Below are 21,596 nucleotides of genomic sequence, written 5' to 3'. Positions count from 1 at the left end.
TAGTTTTGGGCGCTCAAGATCCCTGGGGAGGGTGAGCCGAGATGATGGGACCGCAACACGCGCTGTCCGGCGCGGCGGTGTGGCTGGCTGGCTCCTGGGCACTGGAGCAGTTCGCCGACTACCACCAGTCGCCGCTCGCGTTGGCGGTGGGCACCGCTGTGTGCGCCGGCGGCGCGCTCTTTCCCGACCTCGACATGTCGGGCAAGGTGACCAAGAACCAGGGTGGGGCCACCGTGGCCCGCACCTTCGGAGTCTTCTCGCTCTTCGCCGCCGAGGTGATGGAGAAGATCTCTCTCGGGGTCTACTACGCCACCAAGCTCAGCAGGGACCCACGCCGCAGCAACGGGCACCGGACGCTGACCCACACGCTGCCGTTCACACTGCTGGTCGGCTGGGGCACCACGGCGCTCTGCGCCGCGTACGGCAAGTGGGCGGTCATCACCATCCTGTTCTTCATGTTCGGCCTGGCGCTGCGCGGGCTGTTCGACGAGTGGGCCGAGCGGGCCGGGTGGGTGATCATCACTCTCGCGTCGGCCGGGGCGGCCTGGTTCACCTTCGCCAACCTGCCGGGCGGACGCGGCTATCCGCTGATCGGCACCGCGCTGGGCGTGGGCTGCTTCGTGCACATCCTCGGCGACATGATCACCAGAGCGGGCGTGCCGATCCTCTGGCCGATCCCCATCAAGCGGCGCATGTGGATGATGATCGGCCTGCCGAACAGCATCGCCCTACGCGTCGGCAGCAAGGCCGAAGTGGTCGGGATGCGCATCGCGCTGACGGTCGTCTCCGCGCTCGCCACCGTCGGCCTGATCGCGCCCTCGGTGCTGAGCCGTTTCGACATCGACATATGACCGATCCGGCGTCGGCGATCCCGCCGGCTGAGGACGACCGCGTACCGGAGTTCTGCCGCGCCCTGGGGCTGCCCGGCCTCGCCGACGTGCACGTGCACTTCCTGCCGCCGCGCCTGCTGCGCCGGGTGTGGGCCTACTTCGACGCCGCCGGGCCACTGGTCGGCACCGAGTGGCCGATCCGCTACCGGTGGAGCGACGCCGACCGGGTCGCGCACCTGCGCCGGCTCGGGGTGCTGGCGTTCAGTGCCCTGGCGTACGCGCACCGACCGGGCATGGCGGCGGAACTCAACCGCTGGACGCTGGACTTCGCCCGCGACACCCCCGGGTGCCTGGCCTCGGCCACGTTCTACCCCGAGCCGGACGCCCCCGGGTACGTCGAGGCGGCCCTCGCCGAAGGCGCACGGGTGTTCAAGTTGCACCTACAGGTCGGCGGTTTCGCGCCGACCGATCCGGCGCTGGACCCGGTGTGGGGGATGCTGTCCGACGCGAATGTGCCGGTGGTGGTGCACGCCGGGCACGCCCCGGTGGGAACCGCCAACACCGGCCCGGACCCGTTCGCCGCCCTGCTCGCCCGCCACCCTCGGCTGACCGCAGTGGTGGCGCACATGGGCGCCCCGGACTACCGGGCCTTCCTGGCCCTCGCCGAGACGTACGAGCGGGTCCGGCTGGACACCACAATGGCCTTCACGCCCTTCTTCGACCAGTTCGTGCCCTTCCCGGCCGAGGAGTTGCCCCGGTTACGCGAGTTGGGGCTGGCCGGCAAGGTGCTGCTGGGCAGCGACTTCCCGAACATCCCGTACCCGTACGCCGACCAGGTGACCGGGCTGGCCCGACTGGACCTGGGCGACGACTGGCTACGCGCGGTCTGCTGGACCAGCGCCGCCACCCTCTTCAACCTGCCCTGACCCGCGCCCCGCCCCACGGCGCCGGGCACTCACCCGCGCCCCGCGCCCCGCGCCCCGCGCCCCGCGCCCCGCGCCCTGCGCCCTGCGCCCTGCGCCCTGCGCCCTGCGCCCTGCGCCCTGCGCCCTGCGCCCAAGATCGTGCTCGATCCTTGATGTAGTGGCCTCCGCGACGATCCGAGGGAACTACATCCAGGATCGAGCACGATCTTGCCGTCGCACCCCTTGATCGGCGGCCAAGATCCGCGCAACTTCCCGGATGTAGCTGCCTGCGGCGGCTGGGAGGCCGCAACATCCCCGATGTTGCGCGGATCTTGGCCGCGACCATCACCGACCGACCGAACCGGGCGCAGCGCGGCGCGGCGCACCGCGGCGCGGCGCACCGCAGCGCGGCGCACCGCGGCGCACCGCACCGCAGCGCGGCGCACCGCAGCGCACCGCAGCGCACCGCGGCGCGGCGCGGCTGGATGAGCGCCGCACGCGCCCGCTGAATTGTTTTCGACATCGGCTATTGACGTCGCCGTAACAGGTGGCCTAGCGTCCTGTCGAACCGCTTCGTCGAAACGCTTCGACGACGTTCGGGAGCGGTCCCACCCCAGGCCGGAGGAGGTGCGCGGTGGCCACCATGCACGACGTCGCCCGCCTCGCACAGGTCTCGGTCAGCACCGTCTCGTACGTGCTCACCGGCACTCGGCCGATCTCGCAGGCCACCCGCAACAAGGTGCTCGCCGCGATGGCGCAGCTCGACTACCAGCCCAACGCGATGGCCCGTGGGCTGGCCAGTCGTCGCAGCCGGATCCTCGGCCTGCTGATGCCGATGGACGAACGCGGCCTCGGTGCCACCGAAACCGCCTTCGTCACCGGTGCCGCCGCGGCGGCCAGCGTCGCCGGCTATCACCTGGTGCTCTCGCCGGTTGGCGGGGGCGACCTCGACGACCTGCGTCGGCTGGCCAGTCAGCGGATGCTCGACGGCGTCGTGCTGATGGAGGTCCAGTTGGCCGACAAGCGGGTCACAGTGCTCCAGGAGACGGGGGTGCCGCTGGTGCTGATCGGCCGTACCGGCGACACCAGCACGCTCTCCTACGTCGACATCGACTTCGACCAGACCGTCCGGGAGGCCGTCGCGCACCTGGTCGACCTCGGGCACCGGCGCATCGTCTACGTCAACCACTCGGCCGCCACGCTGGCCAGCGGTTACGGGCCCGCGTTGCGTACCCGGGACGCCTTCACCGCGGCGATGACCGGACACGGCCTGGAGCCGGTGATGATCGCGGCCGAGGACAGCGCCGCCGGCGGGCGGGCCGCCCTGGCCGCCGCGTTCGCGCAGGCCCCGGAGCTGACCGCGGTGCTGGCCATGAACGAGACGGCGATCTTCGGCATCCTCGGCGAGCTGACCGGCCGAGGGTTGTCAGTGCCCGACGACGTCTCCGTCGTCTCGATGGTCACCTCGCCGCAGGTCGCCGAGTTGGCCACCCCGGCGCTGACCGCCATGACGTCGCCCGGTTCGGCGCTCGGCCGGATCGCGATCGAGGCGCTGACGCGCCACCTGGACGGCCCCGCAGACCTTCGTCACCAGCAACTGCTGCCGTGCGCGTTGGAGATCCGGGGGTCGACCGCCGCGCCCCGAAGCCGCCAGCCAATGGGGGCCGATCAGTAAATGGCCCGCCGCCGCGCTGCAACGCGACGACGGGCCCCGTGAAGTACCGGCTAGTACTCAACGAGGAGGATGCTAATGCAGCGATTCCGCCGGCTCGTCGCCGCGATCGCCCTGGCGGCGACTGCGACGACCACCGTGGCCGCCTGCGGCAGTGGTGACAACGGGGACAACAGCGACGCCAAGGTTCTCAAGCTCTGGCACTACGAGAGCGAGAACAGCGCCATGGGCATCGGCTGGGACCGGGCGATCGAGATCTTCAAGTCCGAGCACCCGGGCGTCGAGGTGCGCTTCGAGCGCAAGGCGTTCGAGCAGATCCAGCAGAACGCGGGCATGATCATCAACTCGTCCGAGGGCCCGGACATCATGGAGTACAACAAGGGCAACGCGACCGCCGGGCTGCTCTCCTCCCAGGGCCTGCTGGCCGACCTGAGCAGCGAGGCCGACAAGCGCGGCTGGGCCGGCAAGCTCAGCTCCAGCCTGCAGACCACCGCCCGGTACAGCGACAAGGGCGTGATGGGCTCCGGCAAGTGGTTCGGTGTGCCGAACTACGGCGAGTACGTCACTGTCTACTACAACAAGGACCTGTTCCAGAGCAACGGCGTCAAGGTCCCGACCACGATGGCCGAGATGACCGCCGCGATGGACACCTTCGTCGGCAAGGGCGTCACCCCGCTGGGCATGGCCGGCGCCGAGTACCCGGCCGGGCAGCTCTTCTACCAGCTCGCCCTCTCCAAGGGCGACCGGCAGTTCGTCGACAACTACCAGCTCTACAAGAACCCTGTCGACTTCAAGGCCGATCCGCTCAAGTACGGCGCGGACACCTTCGCCCAGTGGGTGCAGAAGGGCTACGTCGCGAAGAACTCGGCCAGCCTCAAGGCCGAGGACATGGGCACCGCCTTCATCGGCGGCAAGGTTCCGATGATCGTCTCGGGTAGCTGGTGGTACGGCCGGTTCAAGACCGAGATGAAGGCCAACTGGGACACCTTCCTCTTCCCCGGCAACACCCTGCAGGCCGGCTCCTCCGGCAACCTCTGGGTGGTCCCGGAGAACAGCAAGGCCAAGAGCCTGGCGTACGACTTCATCGACATCACCCTGCGTCCGGAGATCCAGGACCTGATCGGCAACAACGGTGGCGTTCCGGTCGCCGCTGACGCGTCGAAGATCAGCGACCCGAAGGACCGCAAGCTGATCGAGGACTTCAACACGGTCAGCAAGGCCGACGGGCTCGCCTTCTACCCGGACTGGCCGGTCCCCGGCTACTACGACGTGCTGGTCTCCGGCTTCCAGGGCCTGATCAACGGCTCGAAGTCGCCCGACCAGGTTCTCGACACGATCGCCAAGCCGTACGCCGATGGCGTCAAGGAGATCACCGGCAAGTGACACGGCGAGCGGCGGGCGCGACCGGCACCACCGGCGCGCCCGCCCGCCCCGCCGGGAAGGATCTTCCATGGCAGTCTCCGAGACGGTCGCCGCCCCACCGCCGGCCGCGACCCCCACCCCGCCCGCGCCCAGCCGCGGACGCCGCGGCCGCAACGCGGCGTACTGGCTCTACCTGCTCCCCGGAGCTGTGCTCTTCCTCCTGGTCATCGGCGCGCCGCTGGTCGGCACCCTCTACCTGTCGCTGACCAAGTGGTCCGGCATCGGCGACCCCCGGTGGGTCGGCCTGGACAACTACCAGCAGTTGCTGCAGGACGACGTGTTCTGGGCGTCGTTCCGCAACACCGTCTGGATGCTCGTCGCGATGGTGGTGGTGCCCACAGTGCTCGGGCTGCTGCTCGCCGCTGTGCTCTTCGACGTCATCGGCCGCCGGTTCAAGCCCCGCACCGCCGCCGCGCTGCGGGCCGCGTTCTACCTCCCGCAGGTGCTGCCCGTGGTGGTCGCCGGCATCGTCTGGGGTTGGATCCTGCGCCCCGACGGCGCGTTCAACAGCCTCCTCGACGCGGTCGGTCTCGGCGCGTTACGCCACGACTGGCTCGGCGACCCGGGCACCGCCCTGCCGGCCGTGATGGCGGTGATGATCTGGGTGCAGATCGGCTACCCGGTGGTCGTCTTCATGGCGGCGTTGCAGCGGGTCGACCCCGAGCTGTACGAGGCAGCCGAGGTCGACGGCGCGAACTGGCTGCACCGGTTCCGGGCGATCACCCTTCCGCAGATCCGGCCGGAAACCTTCGTGGTGGCCCTGACCTGCACGATCGCCGCGTTGAAGGTGTTCGGGCCGATCTTCGCCCTGACCCGGGGTGGCCCGGACAATGCCACGAACGTGCCGTCGTACTTCGCCTACTACACGTTCTTCAAGAAGCTGCAGGTCGGCTACGGCTCCGCGATCTCCATGGTGCTGACACTGATCATCGTGGTGGTGGCCGGGATCTTCATCTGGATGCAGGCCCGCAGCGAGCGCCGGGACCGGGGGTTCTGACATGGCCGTCACGCTCACACCGAGCACCGCGCCGGTGCGGCCGGCCCGGCCCGTACGCGATCGACACCACCGCGGCGTCAGCCGCTGGGTGGTGCTCGCCCTGGTCACCCTCGGCGCGCTCGTCATGCTGGTGCCGTTCGCGTTCATGCTGCTCAACGCGTTCAAGTCGCCCGGCGACTACTCCTCGGGCGGCCCGCTGAGCTGGCCGACGGAGTTCTACACGAAGGGCCTGCGCACGTACTGGACCGAAGTGAACTTCCCGCTGAAGTTCTGGAACTCGGCGATCATCGCCGGCTCGGTGGCAGTGTTCGGCGTCGCCGTGTCACTGCTCAACGCGTACGCGCTGGGTATCGGCCGGGTCCGGGGCCGGCTGTGGATCGTCGGTCTGTTCCTGCTGGCCAACATGCTGCCGCAGGAGGCGCTGATCTACCCGCTGTACTACGCGGCGAAGCAGGTCGGCCTCTACAACACCCAGCTCTCGGTGATCATCATCTTCACCGTGATCCAGAGCGCGTTCGGCACGTACCTGCTCGCCTCGGTGATGGGCACGTTCCCGCGCTCGCTGCTGGAGGCCGCCGCGCTGGACGGCGCCGGCAAGTGGACGGTGCTGTGGCGGGTGGTCTTCCCCAACCTGCGACCCACCCTCGCGGTGCTGCTCATCTTCTTCTTCATCTGGACGTGGAACGAGTTCCTCATCCCGCTGGTCATGCTGATCGACAACCAGACGCAGACCATTCCGGTTGCGCTCGCGTCGTTGCAGGGCGACCGGCTGATGGACGCTCCGACCACAAACGCCGGCGCGCTGATCAGCCTGGTGCCGGCCATCCTCTTCTTCCTCATCTTCCAGCGCACTCTGGCGCGCGGCATCACGGCAGGAGCCGAGAAGTGAAGTTCACCGACGGGTACTGGCAGCTGCGCCCCGGCGTCAGCGTCCTGCGGCCCGGCACCGTGGAGTCGGTCGAGCCGGACGAGCGCGGCTTCACCGTCTTCGCACCGACCGGTCAGATCACCGGCCGCGGCGACACCCTCAACCGCCCCCTGGTCACCGTCCGGTTCTTCTCCCCCGCCCCCGGCGTCATCGGGGTGACCGTCGCCCACCACACCGGAGGGCTGCCCCGCGAGCCGCACTTCGGGCTGAGCACCGACGAGACGCACCCGGTCACCGTCGACGTCACCGGGCTCAGCGCGACCCTGACCACCGGCGAGCTGACCGCGCGGGTCGCGCTCATCGACGGGTGGCGGGTCGACTTCCTGCACGGCGACCGGCTGCTCACCGCGTCCACCGCCCGCAGCATCGGCGTCGTCACCGACGCCGAGGGCCGCCGGCACGTACACGAACGGCTCGCCCTCGGTGTCGGTGAGACGGTGTACGGGTTGGGCGAGCGTTTCGGCCCGTTCGTCAAGAACGGGCAGACAGTCGACATCTGGAACGCCGATGGCGGCACCGCCAGCGAGCAGGCGTACAAGAACGTGCCGTTCTACCTGAGCAGCGCCGGCTACGGGGTCTTCGTGGACCACCCGGAGCACGTGTCGTTCGAGGTCGGCTCCGAGGTCGTCACGCAGACCCAGTTCAGCGTCGAGGGCCAGTCGCTCACCTACTACGTCGTCGACGGGCCCCAACCGAAGGACGTGCTGCGCCGGTACACCGCCCTCACCGGCCGTCCGGCCCGAATTCCCGCCTGGTCGTACGGCCTGTGGTTGTCCACCTCGTTCACCACCTCGTACGACGAGAAGACGGTGACCGAGTTCGTCGACGGGATGGCCGAGCGCGGGCTGCCGCTGTCGGTGTTCCACTTCGACTGTTTCTGGATGCGTCAGTTCCACTGGGTCGACTTCATCTGGGACCCGGCGACCTTCCCCGACCCGGAGGGGATGCTGCGCCGGCTGCGCGAGCGCGACCTGAAGGTGTGCGTCTGGATCAACCCGTACATCGCGCAGCGCTCGTACCTCTTCGAGGAGGGCCGCGAGGCTGGTTACCTGGTGCGCAACCCGGACGGTTCGGTCTGGCAGTGGGACAAGTGGCAGGCCGGCATGGCGCTTGTCGACTTCACCAACCCGGACGCGGTCCGCTGGTTCACCGGCAAGCTCAAGGCCCTGCTGGACATGGGCGTCGACTGCTTCAAGACCGACTTCGGCGAGCGCATCCCTACCGACGTGGTGTGGCACGACGGCTCGGACCCGCAGCGGATGCACAACTACTACTCGTACCTCTACAACAAGGCGGTCTTCGAGCTGCTGGAGACCGAGCGCGGCGAGGGCGAGGCGGTGCTGTTCGCCCGCTCGGCCACTGCCGGCGGGCAGCAGTTCCCGGTGCACTGGGGCGGCGACTGCGAGTCGACGTTCGTCGCGATGGCCGAGTCGCTGCGCGGCGGGTTGTCCCTGGCGGCGTCCGGCTTCGGCTACTGGAGCCACGACATCGGCGGCTTCGAGGGCACTCCCGACCCGGCGGTGTTCAAGCGGTGGGTCGCCTTCGGGCTGCTCTCCTCGCACTCCCGGCTGCACGGGTCCGGCTCGTACCGGGTGCCGTGGGCCTACGACGAGGAGGCGGTGGACGTGCTGCGGCACTTCACCCACCTCAAGCTCGGCCTGATGCCGTACCTGGCGGCCGCCGCCCAGGACGCACACCGCGACGGGACTCCGGTGATGCGGCCGATGTTCCTGGAGTTCCCGGACGACCCGGCGACGGCGCACCTGGACCGGCAGTACATGCTCGGCCCGGACGTGCTGGTCGCCCCGGTGCTCAGCGCCGACGGCGACGTCACGTACTACGTTCCCGCCGGCACCTGGACGCACCTGGTCACCGGCGCGCAGGTCACCGGCCCGGCCTGGTTGACCGAGAAGCACGGCTTCGACAGCCTGCCGGTGCTGGCCCGACCGGGCGCTGTCATCCCGTTCGGCTCGCGCACCGACCGACCGGACTACGAGTGGGCCGACGATGTGCGGCTGCGGGTGTACGCACCGACCGAGGGGCAGCGGACCCGAGTACGGGTACCGTCACCCGGCAACGGGCCGGGCGCCGAGTTCGACGTGCGCTACGAGGGTGGGACGGCCAGCGCCGAGCTGGTAGCCGGCACCTCGACGGGTTACATCTGCGAGATCCAGGGGACGGAACGATGACGCAACACCACTTCCCGGAGAGCTTCGTCTGGGGCTCGGCTACCGCCGCGTACCAGATCGAGGGCGCGGCGACCGAGGACGGGCGCGGGCCGTCCATCTGGGACACCTACAGCCACACACCGGGTCGGACCCTCAACGGTGACACCGGTGACGTGGCCGCCGACCACTACCACCGGTGGGCCGACGACCTCGGGCACATCGCCGACCTGGGGCTCGGCGCGTACCGGTTCTCCATCTCCTGGCCCCGGGTGCAGCCGGGCGGCTCGGGCCGGTTCAACCAGGCCGGCATCGACTTCTACTCGCGGCTGGTGGACGGGCTGCTGGAGCGGGGCGTCCGCCCGGTGGCCACCATGTACCACTGGGACCTGCCGCAGGAGTTGGAGGACGCCGGCGGGTGGGCGGCGCGGGAGACCGCGTTGCGCTTCCAGGAGTACGCGGCGGGCATCGTCGGCGCGCTGGGCGACCGGGTGCACACCTGGACGACGCTCAACGAGCCGTGGTGCTCCGCGTACCTGGGCTACGCCTCCGGCGTGCACGCGCCGGGTCGGACCGAACCGGCGGCGGCGCTGGCCGCGGTGCACCACCTCAACCTCGCGCACGGCCTGGCCGGTCGGGTGGTCCGGGAGCTGGCCCCGTCCGCGGAGCTGTCGGTGACGCTGAACCTGCACGTCATCCGGGGCGCGTCCGACTCGGCCGCCGACCAGGACGCGGTCCGGCGGATCGACGCCCTGGCCAACCGGGCGTTCCTCGGCCCGATGCTGGACGGGGAGTACCCGGCCGACCTGCTGGCCGACACCGCCTCCGTCACCGACTGGTCGTTCGTCCGCGAGGGCGACGAGAAGCTGATCGCGGTGCCGCTGGACGTGCTCGGGGTCAACTACTACTCCAGCACCCTGGTCCGGGCCTGGGACGGGGTGTCGGCCCGCTCGGACGCCGACGGGCACGGCGCGTCGACCTGGACGCCGTGGGTCGCCGCGGCGAACGTCGACTTCCTGCCGCAGCCCGGCCCGTACACGGCGATGGGGTGGAACATCGACCCGCCGGCGCTGACCGAGCTGCTGCTGCGCCTCCAGCGTGAATACCCCCACCAGCCCATGATGATCACCGAGAACGGCGCGGCGTTCGACGATGTGGTGTCGGCCGACGGCCGCATCTACGACGAGCGGCGGATCGACTACCTGCGGCGACACATCGGCGCGATGGCCGACGCCCGCGCGCAGGGCGCGGATGTGCGCGGCTACTTCGTCTGGTCGTTGCTGGACAACTTCGAGTGGGGCTACGGCTACGACCGTCGCTTCGGCATCATCCGGGTCGACTACGACACCCAGGTCCGCACCTGGAAGGACAGCGCCCACTGGTACCAGCGCCTCGCCGCCACCGGTGAGCTGGACCAGGCACAGGACTAACTGAGGAGCGTGATGTCTGTGAGTCATCGTGGTGACTCACAGACATCACGCACTTCGGGGAGCCCGGCAGGACGCGTCCTCAGACCCCGACGCGCTGCGGCGGGACGGTGAGCCCGTACATCTCCATCAGCTCCGGAGTGTCGACCCGGCTGCCGTCGGCCACCGAGTCGCAGGCGATGTCGACGATCTGGTCCTTGTGCGCCAACAGGTACGGCCGGGCGCCCACGTCGGCGCTGGCCAGGGTGGCGATGCCGGGCCAGTGCCGGCGGCCGAACAGCATCGGGTAGCCGCGCAACCCGTCGTAGGTGGCGCAGACCAGCACGTCCGGGTACGGCAGCGCGGCCACCCGGCTGACCGCCTCGGCGGTCAGGCCCGGCATGTCGACAGGGACCACCACCACCGCCTCGATCCCCTCGTCGTCCATGGCGGCCAGGCCGGCCCGGATGGACGAGCCGACTCCGGTGCCCCACGCCTTGTTGATCACAACGGTCGCCTTGCCCAGGTCGGCGGTTTCCTGGACCTGCTCGGCGGCAGCGCCCAGGACGACCACGATCTGCTCGCAGCCCGCCTCGGTCATCGTGTCGATCATCTGATTCACCAGGGGCTTGTCACCCTGGTGCAGCAGCGCCTCGGGACCACCGATCCGTCGTCCCCCGCCTGCGGCGATGATCATTCCTGCGATCCGGTTCAGCTGCGCCCCCTCCAGCACGGGACGGACCGTGACCGTTCCGTCCCCTCCTACGGACACTGCAACGAGGACGGCCAGCCGGGGGTGGCGGGGCGAAAAGGAGAAATAGCACAACCGTTACACGACCGGCATCCGCCGCCACGGACACTGCGCAGGTCAGGCCGCGTCGGCGTAGCAGTCGACGATGGACAGGTCCAGTGGAAAGCGGACCGGCGTCGCACCGAAGAGCAACGCGGAGGCGCGCTCGCCCGACCGATTGACAGCCTCGGCGACCGCATCGGCCTGATCGGCGGGCGCGTGCACGACCACCTCGTCGTGCTGGAAGAAGACCAGCTCGGCGTCGGTGCCGGACAGCTCCGTGCGCAGCGTGGCCAGCAACGTGGAGGCCCACTCCGCCGCCGTGGCCTGAATGACGAAGTTGCGGGTGAAGCGCCCCCGGGACCGGGCGGCACGCGCCCGCGGACTGTGCGGGTCACCCGCCCCCTCCGGATCGGAGGGCTCGTCGTCGAGATCACCGAACCCGGCCGAGCCGGGCGGACACGTCCGCCCCAGCCACGACCGCACCAGCCCGCCGTTCTCACCGGTACGCGCCGCCGCCTCCACGTAACCGAACGCCGTCGGGTAGCTGCGCTTGAGCACCGCCAACGCGGGCACCGCGGCCCCGCCGGTCTGCCCGTACATCGCGCCGAGCAACGCCACCTTGGCCTTGGCCCGGTCGCCGCCGAACGAGTCCCGGGCCAGGGCCGCGTAGAGGTCACCGGCACCACCCGCCGCCGCCAACCGCGCGTCGCCGGAGACCGCGGCCAGCACCCGGGGCTCCAACTGGCCGGCATCGGCGACCACCAGCCGCCAGCCCGGATCGGCCACCACCGCCCGCCGGATCACCTTGGGGATCTGCAACGCTCCACCACCCCGGGTGGCCCACCGGCCGGAGACGACACCGGCCGGCACGTACTCCGGTTGGAACCGGCCGCCCCGCGCCCACTGATCGAGCCAGGACCAGCCGTGCGCCGTCCAGATCCGGTAGAGCTCCTTGTATTCCAGCACCAGCGGCACCGCCGGATGGTCCACCCCGCGCAGCACCCAGGCCCGGGTGTTGGGCAGCTCCACCCCGACCCGGGCGAACGCCTTCAGCAGCTCCGCCGGGGAGTCGGTGTGCAGGCCGCGTACGCCGAGCGCGTCGGCGATCCGGGCGGCCAGCTCGGCGAGTCGGCGTGGCGGACCACCGACCGGGGACGCCTCGCCGAGCAGCTCGTGCAGGATCTCGTTGTGCACGTCGGCACGCCAGGGCAGCCCGGCGGCGCCCATCTCCGCCGCGATCAGCGCGCCGGCCGACTCGGCGGCCACCAGCAACCGGAACCGGCCGGGGTGCTCGGTCGCGGCGACGCGGGTGAGCTGGTCGGCGTACACCTGGGTCAGTGCCTCGATGCCCGGGCCCGACGGACCGGGCAGTGTGTCGAAGAGCGCCCCCTGCCCGTGCCCGGGCGGCGCGGCGGCGCGCGGCGGCGGGTCGGGCGGCACCGCCGCGCCGGTCAGCCGGGCCCAGGCGGCGGCCAGCGAGCGGGGCTCACCCCAACGGCCGACGTGCCCGAGCAGCAACGCCTCGGTCAACTCCACGTCGTGACACCGATCGACCCGGACGCCGGCGCGCAGCAGCGTCGGGTAGATCGCCGTGGCGGTCGACCAGACCCAGCGCGGGTGCTCGGCGGCCTCGCGGGCGGCGACCGCGGCGACCAGATCGGTGACGACCTCGGGCGGGCCGGTCGGCCGGCCGGTGGCGTCCAGCGGGCACAGCACTCCCCCACCCCGCTCGTCGGACACCACCGCCACCAGCACGAACGTGATTCTGCCTCTCCCGTCCGACAGAAACGGAGGCGCACCTCACCATGATCGGGCCGGTGGGGTGTCAGGGCCGGTCGGTAGCGTGACCGGGTGCCTCCGCAGATCCCGCATCCCGATCCTGGCACCCCCGACGCCCGCGGTCCGATGCGCTACCTCTGGTGGCTGGTCCGCTGCCAACCCTGGCGGGTGCTGCGCGGCAGCCTGATCGGCACGGCCTGGATGATCGGGCTCTCGGTGCGGCCCTACCTGATCGCCCGCGCCGTCGACGACGGGCTGCGCGCACGCGACACCCAGGCCCTGGCGCTCTGGGTCGCGGCCATCGTCGTCGCCGGCGTGGCCCTGTCCTACCTCGGCATCATGCGGCACCGCACGATGACCTTCCTCCGGGAGGACGCCAAGGCCCGCTCGGCGGAGGTTCTGCTGCGTCACCTGTCCCGCATCGGCGCGGTCCTACCCCGTCGGGTCGGGGCGGGCGAGGTGTCCACCATCGGCGGCTCCGACATCGACTGGACGGCGCAGGTGCTGACGCTGACCGGGCCGGGCGTCGGCGCGGTCATCGCGTACGGGGTGATCGCCGTGGTGCTCTGGTCGATCTCCCCAATGCTCGCGCTCTGCGTGCTGGTGGGGGTGCCTGTCGTCGGTCTGATCGTGGGGCCGCTGCTGCGCCGCCTGGAGCAGGTCGAATCGGTCTACCGCCGGCAACAGGGCGCGCTCACCGCCCGATCCGGTGACATCGTGGCCGGGCTGCGGGTGCTCGCCGGGGTGGGCGGCCGGGACCTGTTCGCCCGGCGGTACGCGGCCCGGTCCCAGGAGCTACGCGCCGAGGGCTACCGGGTCGGCGCCGTCAACAGCTGGATCGACGCGGCGACGGTCGCCATCCCCGGGTTGTTCCTGGCGGCGGTGGTGTGGCTGACCGCCCGGATGGCGGTGACCGGTGACGTCACGATCGGCGAGTTGGTCGCCGTCTACGGCTACGTGGCGACCCTGATCGTGCCGGTCTGGTTTCTGCTGGAGGGCAGTTACCAGCTCATCCGCGGTCGGGTCGCCGCCCGACGGATCACGGACCTGCTCAACGTGACACCGGACGACGTCGGTGGCCCGGGCCGCCGGTGGCCGGGCGCCGTACCCGAGACACGCCGGCCGGACGACCCGGCCGGGCCGGAAGACCCGGCCGACCTGCACGACCCGGTGACCGGCCTGACAGTGCGCGCCGGCCAGCTGACCGCTGTGGCGGCAGACGACCCGGCGGCGGCCGTGGCGTTGGCCGACCGGCTCGGCCGATACGTCGCCAGCGACGTCACCTGGGGCGGCGTGCCGCTGCGCGAGGTCGCCCTGGACGAGGTCCGCGCGCGGATCCTCGTCGCCGACCACGACTCCTACCTCTTCGCCGGCACGCTGCGCGACATCCTGCGCGCCGGGGCCGACGGCGACGACCAACGGATCGGCGCGGCCCTGCGGACCGCCTCGGCGCAAGACGTCGTCGACGCCCTGCCCGCCGGGCTGGACACCCCGATCGACGCCCGAGCCCGGACGCTCTCCGGCGGTCAGCGCCAACGGCTGCGCCTGGCCCGGGCGCTGAGCAGCGAACCGGAGGTGCTGATCCTCGTCGACCCGACGTCGGCGGTGGACGCGCACACCGAGGCGCGGATCGCCGAGCGGCTGCGGGCAGCGCGGGCCGGGCGGACCACAGTGGTGATCGCCACGTCACCGCTGCTGCTCGGCCGGGCCGACGTGGTCGCGCTCCTGAGCGCCGGCCGGATCACCGCCACCGGCAGCCACGCCGACCTGCTCGACGACGACCCGGCCTACCGGCACCTGGTTGCCCGCGGCAGCGAGGAGGCGTACCGGTGAGCCGGCTGCCCGTCGCCGACCGGGGCACCGTACGCCGGGCCCTGCGGGACATGATCAGCCGGCATCGACGCGCCGTCGGGGTCGTGCTGGCGCTGCACAGCGCCGCCGCGGTCGCCGGGCTCGCCCCGCCGTGGCTGCTGGGCACCATCGTCGACCGGGTCACGGCGGGCGCGAGCGTGGCCACTGTGGACCGTCTGGCGTTGGCCATCGCCGGCTGCGTCCTGGTCAGCGCCCTGCTCTCCCGGTACGCCCAGTACGCCGGCCACCGCTTCGGCGAACGGGCCGTCGCCGAGCTGCGCGAGGAGTTCGTCTCCCGGACTCTCGGGCTGCCCGTCTCGGTCGTCGAGCGTGCCGGCTCCGGGGACCTGGCCACCCGCAGCTCGGTCGACGTGTCGACTGTCGGCACCACCGTCCGGGACGTGGTGCCCACCATCGTCATCGCCGGGGTGCAGTTGACGTTGCTGTTCGGCGCCGTCTTCCTGCTGCACCCGCTGCTCGGGCTGGCGGCGCTGGCCGGGCTCCCGTCGATCGTGGCGGTGACCCGCTGGTACCTGCGCCGGGCCAGCTCCGCCTACCTCACCGAGGGCGCAGCGGCGGCCGAGCTGACCGAGACGCTGACCACCACCGCCGAGGGCGCGCGCACCGTGGAGGCGCTGCGGCTGGCCGACGACCGGATCCGGCACGGCACCACCCGCGTCACGCTGGTGTGGCGGGCCCGTCGGGCGACCCTCGCGCTGCGTACCGTGTTCTTCTCGGTCGTCGAGGCCAGCTATCCGCTGCCGGTCGCCATGGTCCTGCTCGTCGGGGGCTACCTGCTCTCCCGCGACATGGTGTCGCTCGGCGCGGTGGTCGCCGCCGCGCTCTACCTGCAACAGGCGATCGACCCGTTGGACCGGCTGTTGCAGTGGACCGAGCAGGCGCAACGCGGCTTCGCGTCGTACGCGCGGCTGCTCGGCGTCGGCATGGTCCCGCCCGAAGCACCCGGCACGACCGCCTCGTCGCGAGGCGAGCGGCTCGTCGTCAGTGGCGCGCGGTTCTCCTACTCCGACGGGCCGGACGTGCTGCACGGCATCGACCTGGAGGTGCAGCCCGGTGAGCGGCTGGCCGTCGTCGGCCCGTCCGGCGCCGGCAAGTCCACCCTGGCTCGGCTGCTGGCCGGGATCGACGCGCCACGCCAGGGCGTCGTCAGCATCGGCGGCTGCCCGGTCACCGACCTCGACCCGGCCGAGCGACGCCGCCGGATCGCCCTGGTCACCCAGGAGCACCACGTCTTCATCGGCTCGGTACGCGACAACCTCTCCTTCGCCGCGCCCGACGCCTCCGACGACCAGATGCGCGCCGCGCTGCTCACAGTGGGCGCCGATTGGTTTGCCGAGTTACCCGACGACCTGGACACCCAGCTCGGTGACGGGGCCCGTCAACTCGGTGCGGCCGAGGCCCAACAGGTCGCGCTGGCCCGGTTGGTGCTCGCCGACCCGCACACGCTGATCCTGGACGAGGCGACCGCCGCGCTCGACCCGTCCACCGCCCGCCGGACCGAACGCGCGCTGGCCGCCGTACTGGTCGGGCGGACCGTCATCGCTATCGCGCACCGGCTCAACACCGCCCACGACGCCGACCGGGTCGCCGTGCTCGCCGACGGTCGGATCACCGAGGTCGGCAGCCACGACGAGCTGGTGGCGGCCGGCGGGGCGTACGCGGCCCTGTGGCGCTCCTGGCACACCCGCGTCGACGAGCGGTGAGACGCCCTACTTCACCGCTCCGGAGGTGAGGCCGGCCTGGATCTGACGCTGGAACACCGCGTACACGAGGATCATCGGGAGGATGGCGATGGTCAGCGCGGCGAACAGCCCGGACCAGTCCGCCTCGTAGCCGGCGTTGACGGAGATGTCCGCGATGCCCTGGGTGAGCACCCACTTGTCCTTGGCGTTGGAGAGCAGCACCAGCGGGAGCTGGTACTGCGCCCACTGGCCGATGATGTTGAAGATCGCGACGCTGATCAGACCCGGCTTCGCCATCGGCATCATCACCTGGAAGAACAGCCGGCTGTGCCCGCAGCCGTCGATCATCCCCGCCTCGGCCACCGACGACGGCAGCGTCTTGAAGAACGCGGCCAGGAAGAACACGGTGAACGGCAACGAGTACGCGGTGTAGACCAGCACCACGCCGGTGTGGGTGTCCAGCAGACCGAGGTTCTTCACCACGAAGAAGAGCGGCACCAGCGCCAGGAAGACCGGGAAGGCCAACCCCGAGACGAAGAGAAAGTAGACCGCCCGGTTGCCCCAGAACTTGTAGCGGGCCAGCACGTACGCGGCCATCGAGCCGAGCAGCATGGTGAGGAACGTGCTGCACGACACCACGATCACGCTGTTGAGGAAGTACCGCCCGACGTGCGCCTTGGTCCAGGCCCGCCCGAAGTTCTCCCAGCGCAGCTCGGCCGGCAGCGTCCACGGGCTGCTGAAGATCTCGCTGGTGTTCTTGAACGCGGCGAGGAAGGTCCAGAGGATCGGCACGATCACGATCACCGCCCACACGGCGAGCGCGACGTGCCCCAGGCCGGCGAACAGCTTGACCTCCGAGCGGGGGCCCTTGCTCCCCGACCCGGCGGGGCCGGACGGGTCACCGGTCTTCGGCGGCAGCGCCGCCGGCGTCGGCGGCAGCGTCGACTGCGGATTCATCAGTACTCCACGCTTTCCCGCTTGGTGAGCCGCAGCGTCAGCGCCGCGAACGTGAGGGTGAGGAAGAACAGCGCCACGCCCATCGCCGAGGCGTAGCCGTACTTCGAGTAGACGAACGCGTTGCGGTAGATCTCCATGGCGAGCACCGTGGTGGCGCCGTCCGGGCCGCCACCGTCCACCGAGAGCACCGCCACGATGGCGAACGCGTCGAACGCCGCGATCCCGAGGTACACCCAGGCCACCTGGAGGGTGTCCCACAGCAGCGGCAGGGTGACCCGGAAGAACAGGGTCACCTTCGTCGCCCCGTCCATCTCGGCGGCCTCGTAGATCTCACCGGGGATGGAGGCCATCCCGGCCGAGAAGAGCACCACGTAGAAGCCGACCGCCTGCCAGACCAGCACCGCGATGATCGACCAGAGGGCCAGGTTCGGCTTGACCAGGAAGAGGATCGGCTCGATGCCGAACTTCATCAACACGCCGTTGATCAGTCCGGACTCGTTCGGCCGGTACACCATCTGGAACAACACGGCGATAATGGCCACCGCCAGGACCTGGGGGAAGAAGAACACCACCCGGTAGAACTTCGCCCCCCAGACCCCCTGGCGTTGACCACCGCTGCTCTTGCCACCCACGTTGAGCAGGAAGGCGAAGAACAGGGCGATGGCAATGGTGATCAGCGGCAGGGCAAGCAGCAGTACGCCGTGGTGCTGGACCGCTTTCCAGAAGGCCCCGTCGTCGAGCAACCTCCGGTAGTTGTCGAAGCCCACCCACTGCGGGGCCGACAGCCCCCGCCAGTTGGTCATCGAGATCTGGAACGCCTGCGCGTACGGCCAGATCACGAATGTCACGTACAGCGCGACCGGGGCGAACAGGAACCCGATCACGAATGGATACTTGCCGTGCCGCATGACCCTAGCTCCGATCGATCAGCGCTTGAACTTGGTGACGGAGCTGTCCTTCTTGATGGCGTCGGCGCGCTTCTGGATCCGCTCCACGAAGGCGTCCGCGTTGATCCGGCCGAACATCAGCTCGTTGGTGGCGGTACGCGCCTCCGTGTCGAGCTCCTTGTACCAACCGTCGAAGTACAGGTTGAACACGTCCTGGCCGGCCGCCTTGAGCGCGGCCTGGGAGCTGGCCACACCGGGCGGGAAGGCGAAGCCCTCCGAGCCGGCGGTGACCACGGTCGGGGCCTTGACCACCTCGGTGAAGCCCTTCGCGCCCGCCGTCGAGAGCATCTGACGCATGTACTCCAGCCCGCCCTTGGGGTTCTTGCTCTTCGCCGAGACAAAGTAGCCCTCACCGGCGGTGGCGCGCAGCGCGGTGGCCGGCAGCTTGTCCGAGGCGGACAGGCTCGGCACCGGCATGAGCTGGTAGTCGAAGCCGGCCGGCGTGTCCTTCTTCTGCTCACCCTCCAGCCAGTCACCGCTGGGGTACATGGCCACCTTGTACTGGTTCTGCCGCAGCTGCACGTCGGTGTGCTTGAGACCCTCGAAGCTCTTGTCGCTGAACTTCGCGCCGACCTCGGCCCACGCCGCGGCAGCCTGCTTGACGGCGTCCTGCTTCCAGGCGCCGTCCTCCAGGTTGTCGATGTTCTTCAGCACGTCCGTGCCGCCGATCTTGGCGGCGTGGGTGAGGATCACGTTCCACTGGTAGTAGGCGGCGTTCGCCCCGGCGTAGCCGTACGGGGTGATGCCCTTGGCCTTGATGTTCGTGAGCAGGGCGATGAACTCGTCCCAGTTCTTCGCCGGCGCCCAGCCGTTGTCCTTGAACAGCTTGCCCGAGTACCAGATGCCGAAGACGGTGGAGACGTAGTACAGGACGAACGGCTTGCCGTTGAACGAACCGGCCTCGATGGTCCCCGGCACCACCGTGTCGCGGACCTTCTTCGTCGGGTCGTCGACCGACGGCGCGTCCCACAGCTCGGTGAGGTCCTGGAGCTGACCGTCGGCCACGAGCGCGCCGAAGTCCATCAGCTTCTCGCCCGAGTTGTTCACGAACTCCGGCGGGTTACCGGAGGCGAACCGCGGCTGGAGCACAGTGGAGACGGCCTGGGTGGCCTGGTGCTTGACCTCGGCCTTGGGGAACGCCTTCTTGTACAGCGGCTCGTGCACGTCGGTGGCGTACTTCTCGCCGTAGCCACCGTTGAAGATGACCACCTCGATCGCGGCGTCCTCCTTGACGCCCAGCGGGTTCTTCTCGCTCTTGGTGCCGCCGGCGACCTGCTCGTTGTCACCGTCGCTGCCGCTGGTGGCGCAGGCGCCGAGCAGGCCGATGGCCGGAGTGGCGAGCATGCCCACGGCGGCGGCGCGACGCAGCACCGTGCGACGGTCGAGTGCGGCCGGGTGTTCGGGGGTAATCGACATCGTCGTCTCTCCTTGTGGAATTCGGGTCATGCGGTACGCCGGAGACGTCCGGCGTACCGCGACTCGAGGGCGAGGTTGTGCTCGTCCCCGCCGGGGACGTTGGCGGAGAGGTAGATAGGGGGTACCTCCCCGGCCTGGTGGAACCGTCGTACGACCTCCGCGGTCAGCAACTGCGCCAGCAGCGCCGTGGTGACCGAGGAGACCGCACAGACCGCGCCGCCGCCCTCGAGCGGCAGCAGTGCATCGCCGTACGGCGCGCCGTTGTCCAGCACGACGTCGGCGAGGTCGGCGAGCCGGTGCCCGGACGGGTGCCGTGGGGCGACCCGCGCGGTGTGCTCGACCGAGGTGACCGCGATCAACGGGTGACCGCGCTCGGTGACCAGCGCCGCCAGCTCGACCACCGAGCCGTTGATGCCGGATTGGGACGCCACCACGAACACGTCGCGCGGCTGGGGCGCCGCGAGCGCGTAGATCTGGTGGGCGATGGAGGGATCACGTTCCAGCTTGGGGTCGGCGAGCACGTCACGCGGGGCGTCACCGTGCATCACCAGGTCCCGTACCGAGAGCCGGTTGGTGGGGACCAACCCGCCGGCCCGGGCGACCAGCTCGGCGGCGAACGCCTCGGAGTGCCCGGCGCCGAACGCCTGGAGCACGCCGCCGTCGCGCAGGCTGTCGGCGATCAGGTCGGCGGCTCGGGTGATCCCGTCGGCCTCCGAGTCGAGCAGCCGGTCGAGCACCGGGCGGACGGCGTCCGCGTACCCCTGGGCGCTGATCATGAGTGGACTCCCTTCGCTGCCTTGTGCCCGTCGACGGCCTGCGCTGTCCGCCGGAAGGCCGCGTGCGCGCGGTCGTGCGTGCGCTGGGCGACGGCGATGTAGAGCAGGTCGAGCACCACCAGTTGGGGGTGCCGGGCGGAGAGCGCGTCCGGCCGGAAGGTGGTCGCCTGGCTGGCCGTGAGCAGCACGATGTCGGCCAGCTCGGCCAACGGGGAGCGGGGGAAGCCGGTGAGCGCGAGAGTGGTGGCGCCCCGGCTGCCCGCCTCGGCGAGCATCTCGATCGTCTCCCGGGTCTGCCCGGTGTGCGAGATGCCGAGCGCCACGTCCCCCGATCGCAGCAACGCGGCGCTGGCCAGCCCCTCGTGCACGTCGTTCCACGCCCACGCCGCCACACCGATGCGGTGCAGGCTGAACTGCATCTCCTCACCGACCAGGGCGCTGCCGCTGGCACCGAAGATGTTCACCCTGCTGGCCCCGGCGATCGCCACCGCGGCCCGCTCCACCTCGGTGAGGTCGAGCAGGGTGGCGGTGTCGTGCATGGCCCGGGTGTCGGCGGCCATGATCTGGTCGAGCACCCGGGCGAGCGGGTCACTCGGTTGGATCTCCCGTCCGATGTCGACGGTCCAACCCGCCGAGCGGGCCCGGCCGGTCTCGGAGGCGATGCCCAGTCGCAGGTCGGCGTACCCCTCGAAGCCCATCGCCCGGCAGAAGCGGGTGATGGTCGCGGGTGACGTGCCACTGCGCTCGGCAAGCTCGACGATGGTCGAGCGGGCGGCGGCCTCCGGGTCGCTGAGCACGTGCTCGGCGACCCGGCGCAGGGCGCCGGTCAGCTCGCCGAGCCCGTTGCGAACCCGGGCCAACACCCCGTCGGAGGCCGAGCTCCGTCGCTCGATCACGTCGGCGTCGACCACCGCGGTCCCCGCGGCGGTGTCCACCTCGTGATCAACCATGAGACGCCTCAGCTTTCCGAAAAGACTGTTAACTGTTAGTGGTAAAAGTTCTTACTGAACGACCCTCTGTGTCAAGACTGTGGGCGAAGTTTTCAAACT

General features: G+C 70.6%; 18 protein-coding genes. 11 read left to right on the top strand and 7 right to left on the bottom strand.

Annotated elements, in window-relative coordinates; translation table 11 throughout:
* Positions 1-41 precede the first annotated feature (41 nt).
* The 9 genes from OG992_RS31245 to OG992_RS31205 all read left to right on the top strand — a co-directional run bounded on the left by OG992_RS31245 (position 42) and on the right by OG992_RS31205 (position 10,349).
* The gene (locus tag OG992_RS31245; protein ID WP_238686669.1) at positions 42-851 is read left to right on the top strand and encodes a metal-dependent hydrolase; all 810 of its coding nucleotides are present in this window, start codon (positions 42-44) and stop codon (positions 849-851) included.
* Entirely contained in the window at positions 848-1,756 is a 909-nt protein-coding gene (locus tag OG992_RS31240; protein ID WP_238686668.1) for an amidohydrolase family protein, read from the top strand. Before OG992_RS31245 ends, OG992_RS31240 begins: the two co-directional genes overlap by 4 nt.
* 311 nt (positions 1,757-2,067) lie before the next feature.
* Complete coding sequence (locus OG992_RS31235) at positions 2,068-2,244, top strand: hypothetical protein (protein ID WP_238687083.1); 177 nt, start codon at positions 2,068-2,070, stop codon at positions 2,242-2,244.
* A 134-nt stretch (positions 2,245-2,378) separates the two neighbouring features.
* Positions 2,379-3,410: a LacI family DNA-binding transcriptional regulator gene (locus tag OG992_RS31230; protein ID WP_238687088.1), complete on the top strand. Its 1,032-nt coding sequence runs from the start codon at positions 2,379-2,381 to the stop codon at positions 3,408-3,410.
* Positions 3,411-3,485: 75 nt separating this feature from the next.
* Positions 3,486-4,790: an ABC transporter substrate-binding protein gene (locus OG992_RS31225; RefSeq protein WP_266305012.1), complete on the top strand. Its 1,305-nt coding sequence runs from the start codon at positions 3,486-3,488 to the stop codon at positions 4,788-4,790.
* A 67-nt stretch (positions 4,791-4,857) separates the two neighbouring features.
* On the top strand, positions 4,858-5,826 hold the full coding sequence (locus OG992_RS31220) for a carbohydrate ABC transporter permease (protein WP_266305011.1): 969 nt from the start codon (positions 4,858-4,860) through the stop codon (positions 5,824-5,826).
* Position 5,827: 1 nt separating this feature from the next.
* Positions 5,828-6,715 carry a carbohydrate ABC transporter permease gene (locus OG992_RS31215; RefSeq protein WP_238687081.1) on the top strand — a complete coding sequence of 296 codons (888 nt, stop codon included), beginning with the start codon at positions 5,828-5,830 and terminating at the stop codon, positions 6,713-6,715.
* On the top strand, positions 6,712-8,943 hold the full coding sequence (yicI, locus tag OG992_RS31210; protein WP_238687080.1) for an alpha-xylosidase: 2,232 nt from the start codon (positions 6,712-6,714) through the stop codon (positions 8,941-8,943). Before OG992_RS31215 ends, yicI begins: the two co-directional genes overlap by 4 nt.
* On the top strand, positions 8,940-10,349 hold the full coding sequence (locus tag OG992_RS31205; protein ID WP_266305010.1) for a GH1 family beta-glucosidase: 1,410 nt from the start codon (positions 8,940-8,942) through the stop codon (positions 10,347-10,349). Before yicI ends, OG992_RS31205 begins: the two co-directional genes overlap by 4 nt.
* 79 nt (positions 10,350-10,428) lie before the next feature.
* On the opposite strand, the gene OG992_RS31200 is transcribed toward OG992_RS31205, so the two are convergent.
* Complete coding sequence (locus OG992_RS31200) at positions 10,429-11,022, bottom strand: NTP transferase domain-containing protein (protein ID WP_238687087.1); 594 nt, start codon at positions 11,020-11,022, stop codon at positions 10,429-10,431.
* 171 nt (positions 11,023-11,193) lie between these two features.
* The gene (locus OG992_RS31195; protein WP_266305308.1) at positions 11,194-12,903 is read right to left on the bottom strand and encodes a bifunctional 3'-5' exonuclease/DNA polymerase; all 1,710 of its coding nucleotides are present in this window, start codon (positions 12,901-12,903) and stop codon (positions 11,194-11,196) included.
* 120 nt (positions 12,904-13,023) lie between these two features.
* Between OG992_RS31195 and OG992_RS31190 the strand changes: the two genes are divergently transcribed.
* Positions 13,024-14,730, top strand: a complete 1,707-nt coding sequence (locus OG992_RS31190) for an ABC transporter ATP-binding protein (protein ID WP_266305307.1) — start codon at positions 13,024-13,026, stop codon at positions 14,728-14,730.
* Between the two features lie 50 nt (positions 14,731-14,780).
* A complete protein-coding gene (locus OG992_RS31185) occupies positions 14,781-16,472 on the top strand; it encodes an ABC transporter ATP-binding protein (protein WP_238687084.1) in 1,692 nt (563 codons plus the stop codon).
* A gap of 6 nt (positions 16,473-16,478) precedes the next feature.
* Here the strand turns inward: OG992_RS31185 and OG992_RS31180 are convergent, their stop codons facing one another.
* The 5 genes from OG992_RS31180 to OG992_RS31160 are packed head-to-tail and all read right to left on the bottom strand — an operon-like array spanning position 16,479 to position 21,497.
* Positions 16,479-17,408 (bottom strand): carbohydrate ABC transporter permease, encoded by a 930-nt coding sequence (locus OG992_RS31180; RefSeq protein WP_266305009.1) that lies wholly within the window; start codon positions 17,406-17,408, stop codon positions 16,479-16,481.
* Positions 17,408-18,316 carry a carbohydrate ABC transporter permease gene (locus tag OG992_RS31175; protein WP_091403976.1) on the bottom strand — a complete coding sequence of 303 codons (909 nt, stop codon included), beginning with the start codon at positions 18,314-18,316 and terminating at the stop codon, positions 17,408-17,410. Before OG992_RS31175 ends, OG992_RS31180 begins: the two co-directional genes overlap by 1 nt.
* Before the next feature lie 18 nt (positions 18,317-18,334).
* Positions 18,335-19,771 (bottom strand): N-acetylglucosamine/diacetylchitobiose ABC transporter substrate-binding protein, encoded by a 1,437-nt coding sequence (ngcE, locus tag OG992_RS31170; RefSeq protein ID WP_238687077.1) that lies wholly within the window; start codon positions 19,769-19,771, stop codon positions 18,335-18,337.
* 26 nt (positions 19,772-19,797) lie between these two features.
* Positions 19,798-20,547, bottom strand: coding sequence for a sugar isomerase domain-containing protein (locus OG992_RS31165; RefSeq protein ID WP_091403970.1), 750 nt, complete (start codon positions 20,545-20,547; stop codon positions 19,798-19,800).
* The gene (locus tag OG992_RS31160; RefSeq protein WP_238687076.1) at positions 20,544-21,497 is read right to left on the bottom strand and encodes a MurR/RpiR family transcriptional regulator; all 954 of its coding nucleotides are present in this window, start codon (positions 21,495-21,497) and stop codon (positions 20,544-20,546) included. Before OG992_RS31160 ends, OG992_RS31165 begins: the two co-directional genes overlap by 4 nt.
* Positions 21,498-21,596: the final 99 nt, after the last annotated feature.

This window comes from Micromonospora sp. NBC_00362 (assembly GCF_026342155.1).
Classification (GTDB): Bacteria; Actinomycetota; Actinomycetes; order Mycobacteriales; family Micromonosporaceae; genus Micromonospora; species Micromonospora hortensis.
Note: the sequence above shows the minus strand (reverse complement) of the source record. Positions and strands in the feature narration are given on the sequence as shown.

Coding starts and splice junctions, on each gene's coding strand:
- OG992_RS31245 (WP_238686669.1), top strand. CDS start 42: ATGATGGGACCGCAACACGCGCTGTCCGGCGCGGCGGTGTGGCTGGCT.
- OG992_RS31240 (WP_238686668.1), top strand. CDS start 848: ATGACCGATCCGGCGTCGGCGATCCCGCCGGCTGAGGACGACCGCGTA.
- OG992_RS31230 (WP_238687088.1), top strand. CDS start 2,379: ATGCACGACGTCGCCCGCCTCGCACAGGTCTCGGTCAGCACCGTCTCG.
- OG992_RS31225 (WP_266305012.1), top strand. CDS start 3,486: ATGCAGCGATTCCGCCGGCTCGTCGCCGCGATCGCCCTGGCGGCGACT.
- OG992_RS31220 (WP_266305011.1), top strand. CDS start 4,858: ATGGCAGTCTCCGAGACGGTCGCCGCCCCACCGCCGGCCGCGACCCCC.
- OG992_RS31215 (WP_238687081.1), top strand. CDS start 5,828: ATGGCCGTCACGCTCACACCGAGCACCGCGCCGGTGCGGCCGGCCCGG.
- OG992_RS31205 (WP_266305010.1), top strand. CDS start 8,940: ATGACGCAACACCACTTCCCGGAGAGCTTCGTCTGGGGCTCGGCTACC.
- OG992_RS31200 (WP_238687087.1), bottom strand. CDS start 11,022: ATGATCATCGCCGCAGGCGGGGGACGACGGATCGGTGGTCCCGAGGCG.
- OG992_RS31190 (WP_266305307.1), top strand. CDS start 13,024: ATGCGCTACCTCTGGTGGCTGGTCCGCTGCCAACCCTGGCGGGTGCTG.
- OG992_RS31185 (WP_238687084.1), top strand. CDS start 14,781: ATGATCAGCCGGCATCGACGCGCCGTCGGGGTCGTGCTGGCGCTGCAC.
- OG992_RS31180 (WP_266305009.1), bottom strand. CDS start 17,408: ATGAATCCGCAGTCGACGCTGCCGCCGACGCCGGCGGCGCTGCCGCCG.
- OG992_RS31175 (WP_091403976.1), bottom strand. CDS start 18,316: ATGCGGCACGGCAAGTATCCATTCGTGATCGGGTTCCTGTTCGCCCCG.
- ngcE (WP_238687077.1), bottom strand. CDS start 19,771: ATGTCGATTACCCCCGAACACCCGGCCGCACTCGACCGTCGCACGGTG.
- OG992_RS31165 (WP_091403970.1), bottom strand. CDS start 20,547: ATGATCAGCGCCCAGGGGTACGCGGACGCCGTCCGCCCGGTGCTCGAC.
- OG992_RS31160 (WP_238687076.1), bottom strand. CDS start 21,497: ATGGTTGATCACGAGGTGGACACCGCCGCGGGGACCGCGGTGGTCGAC.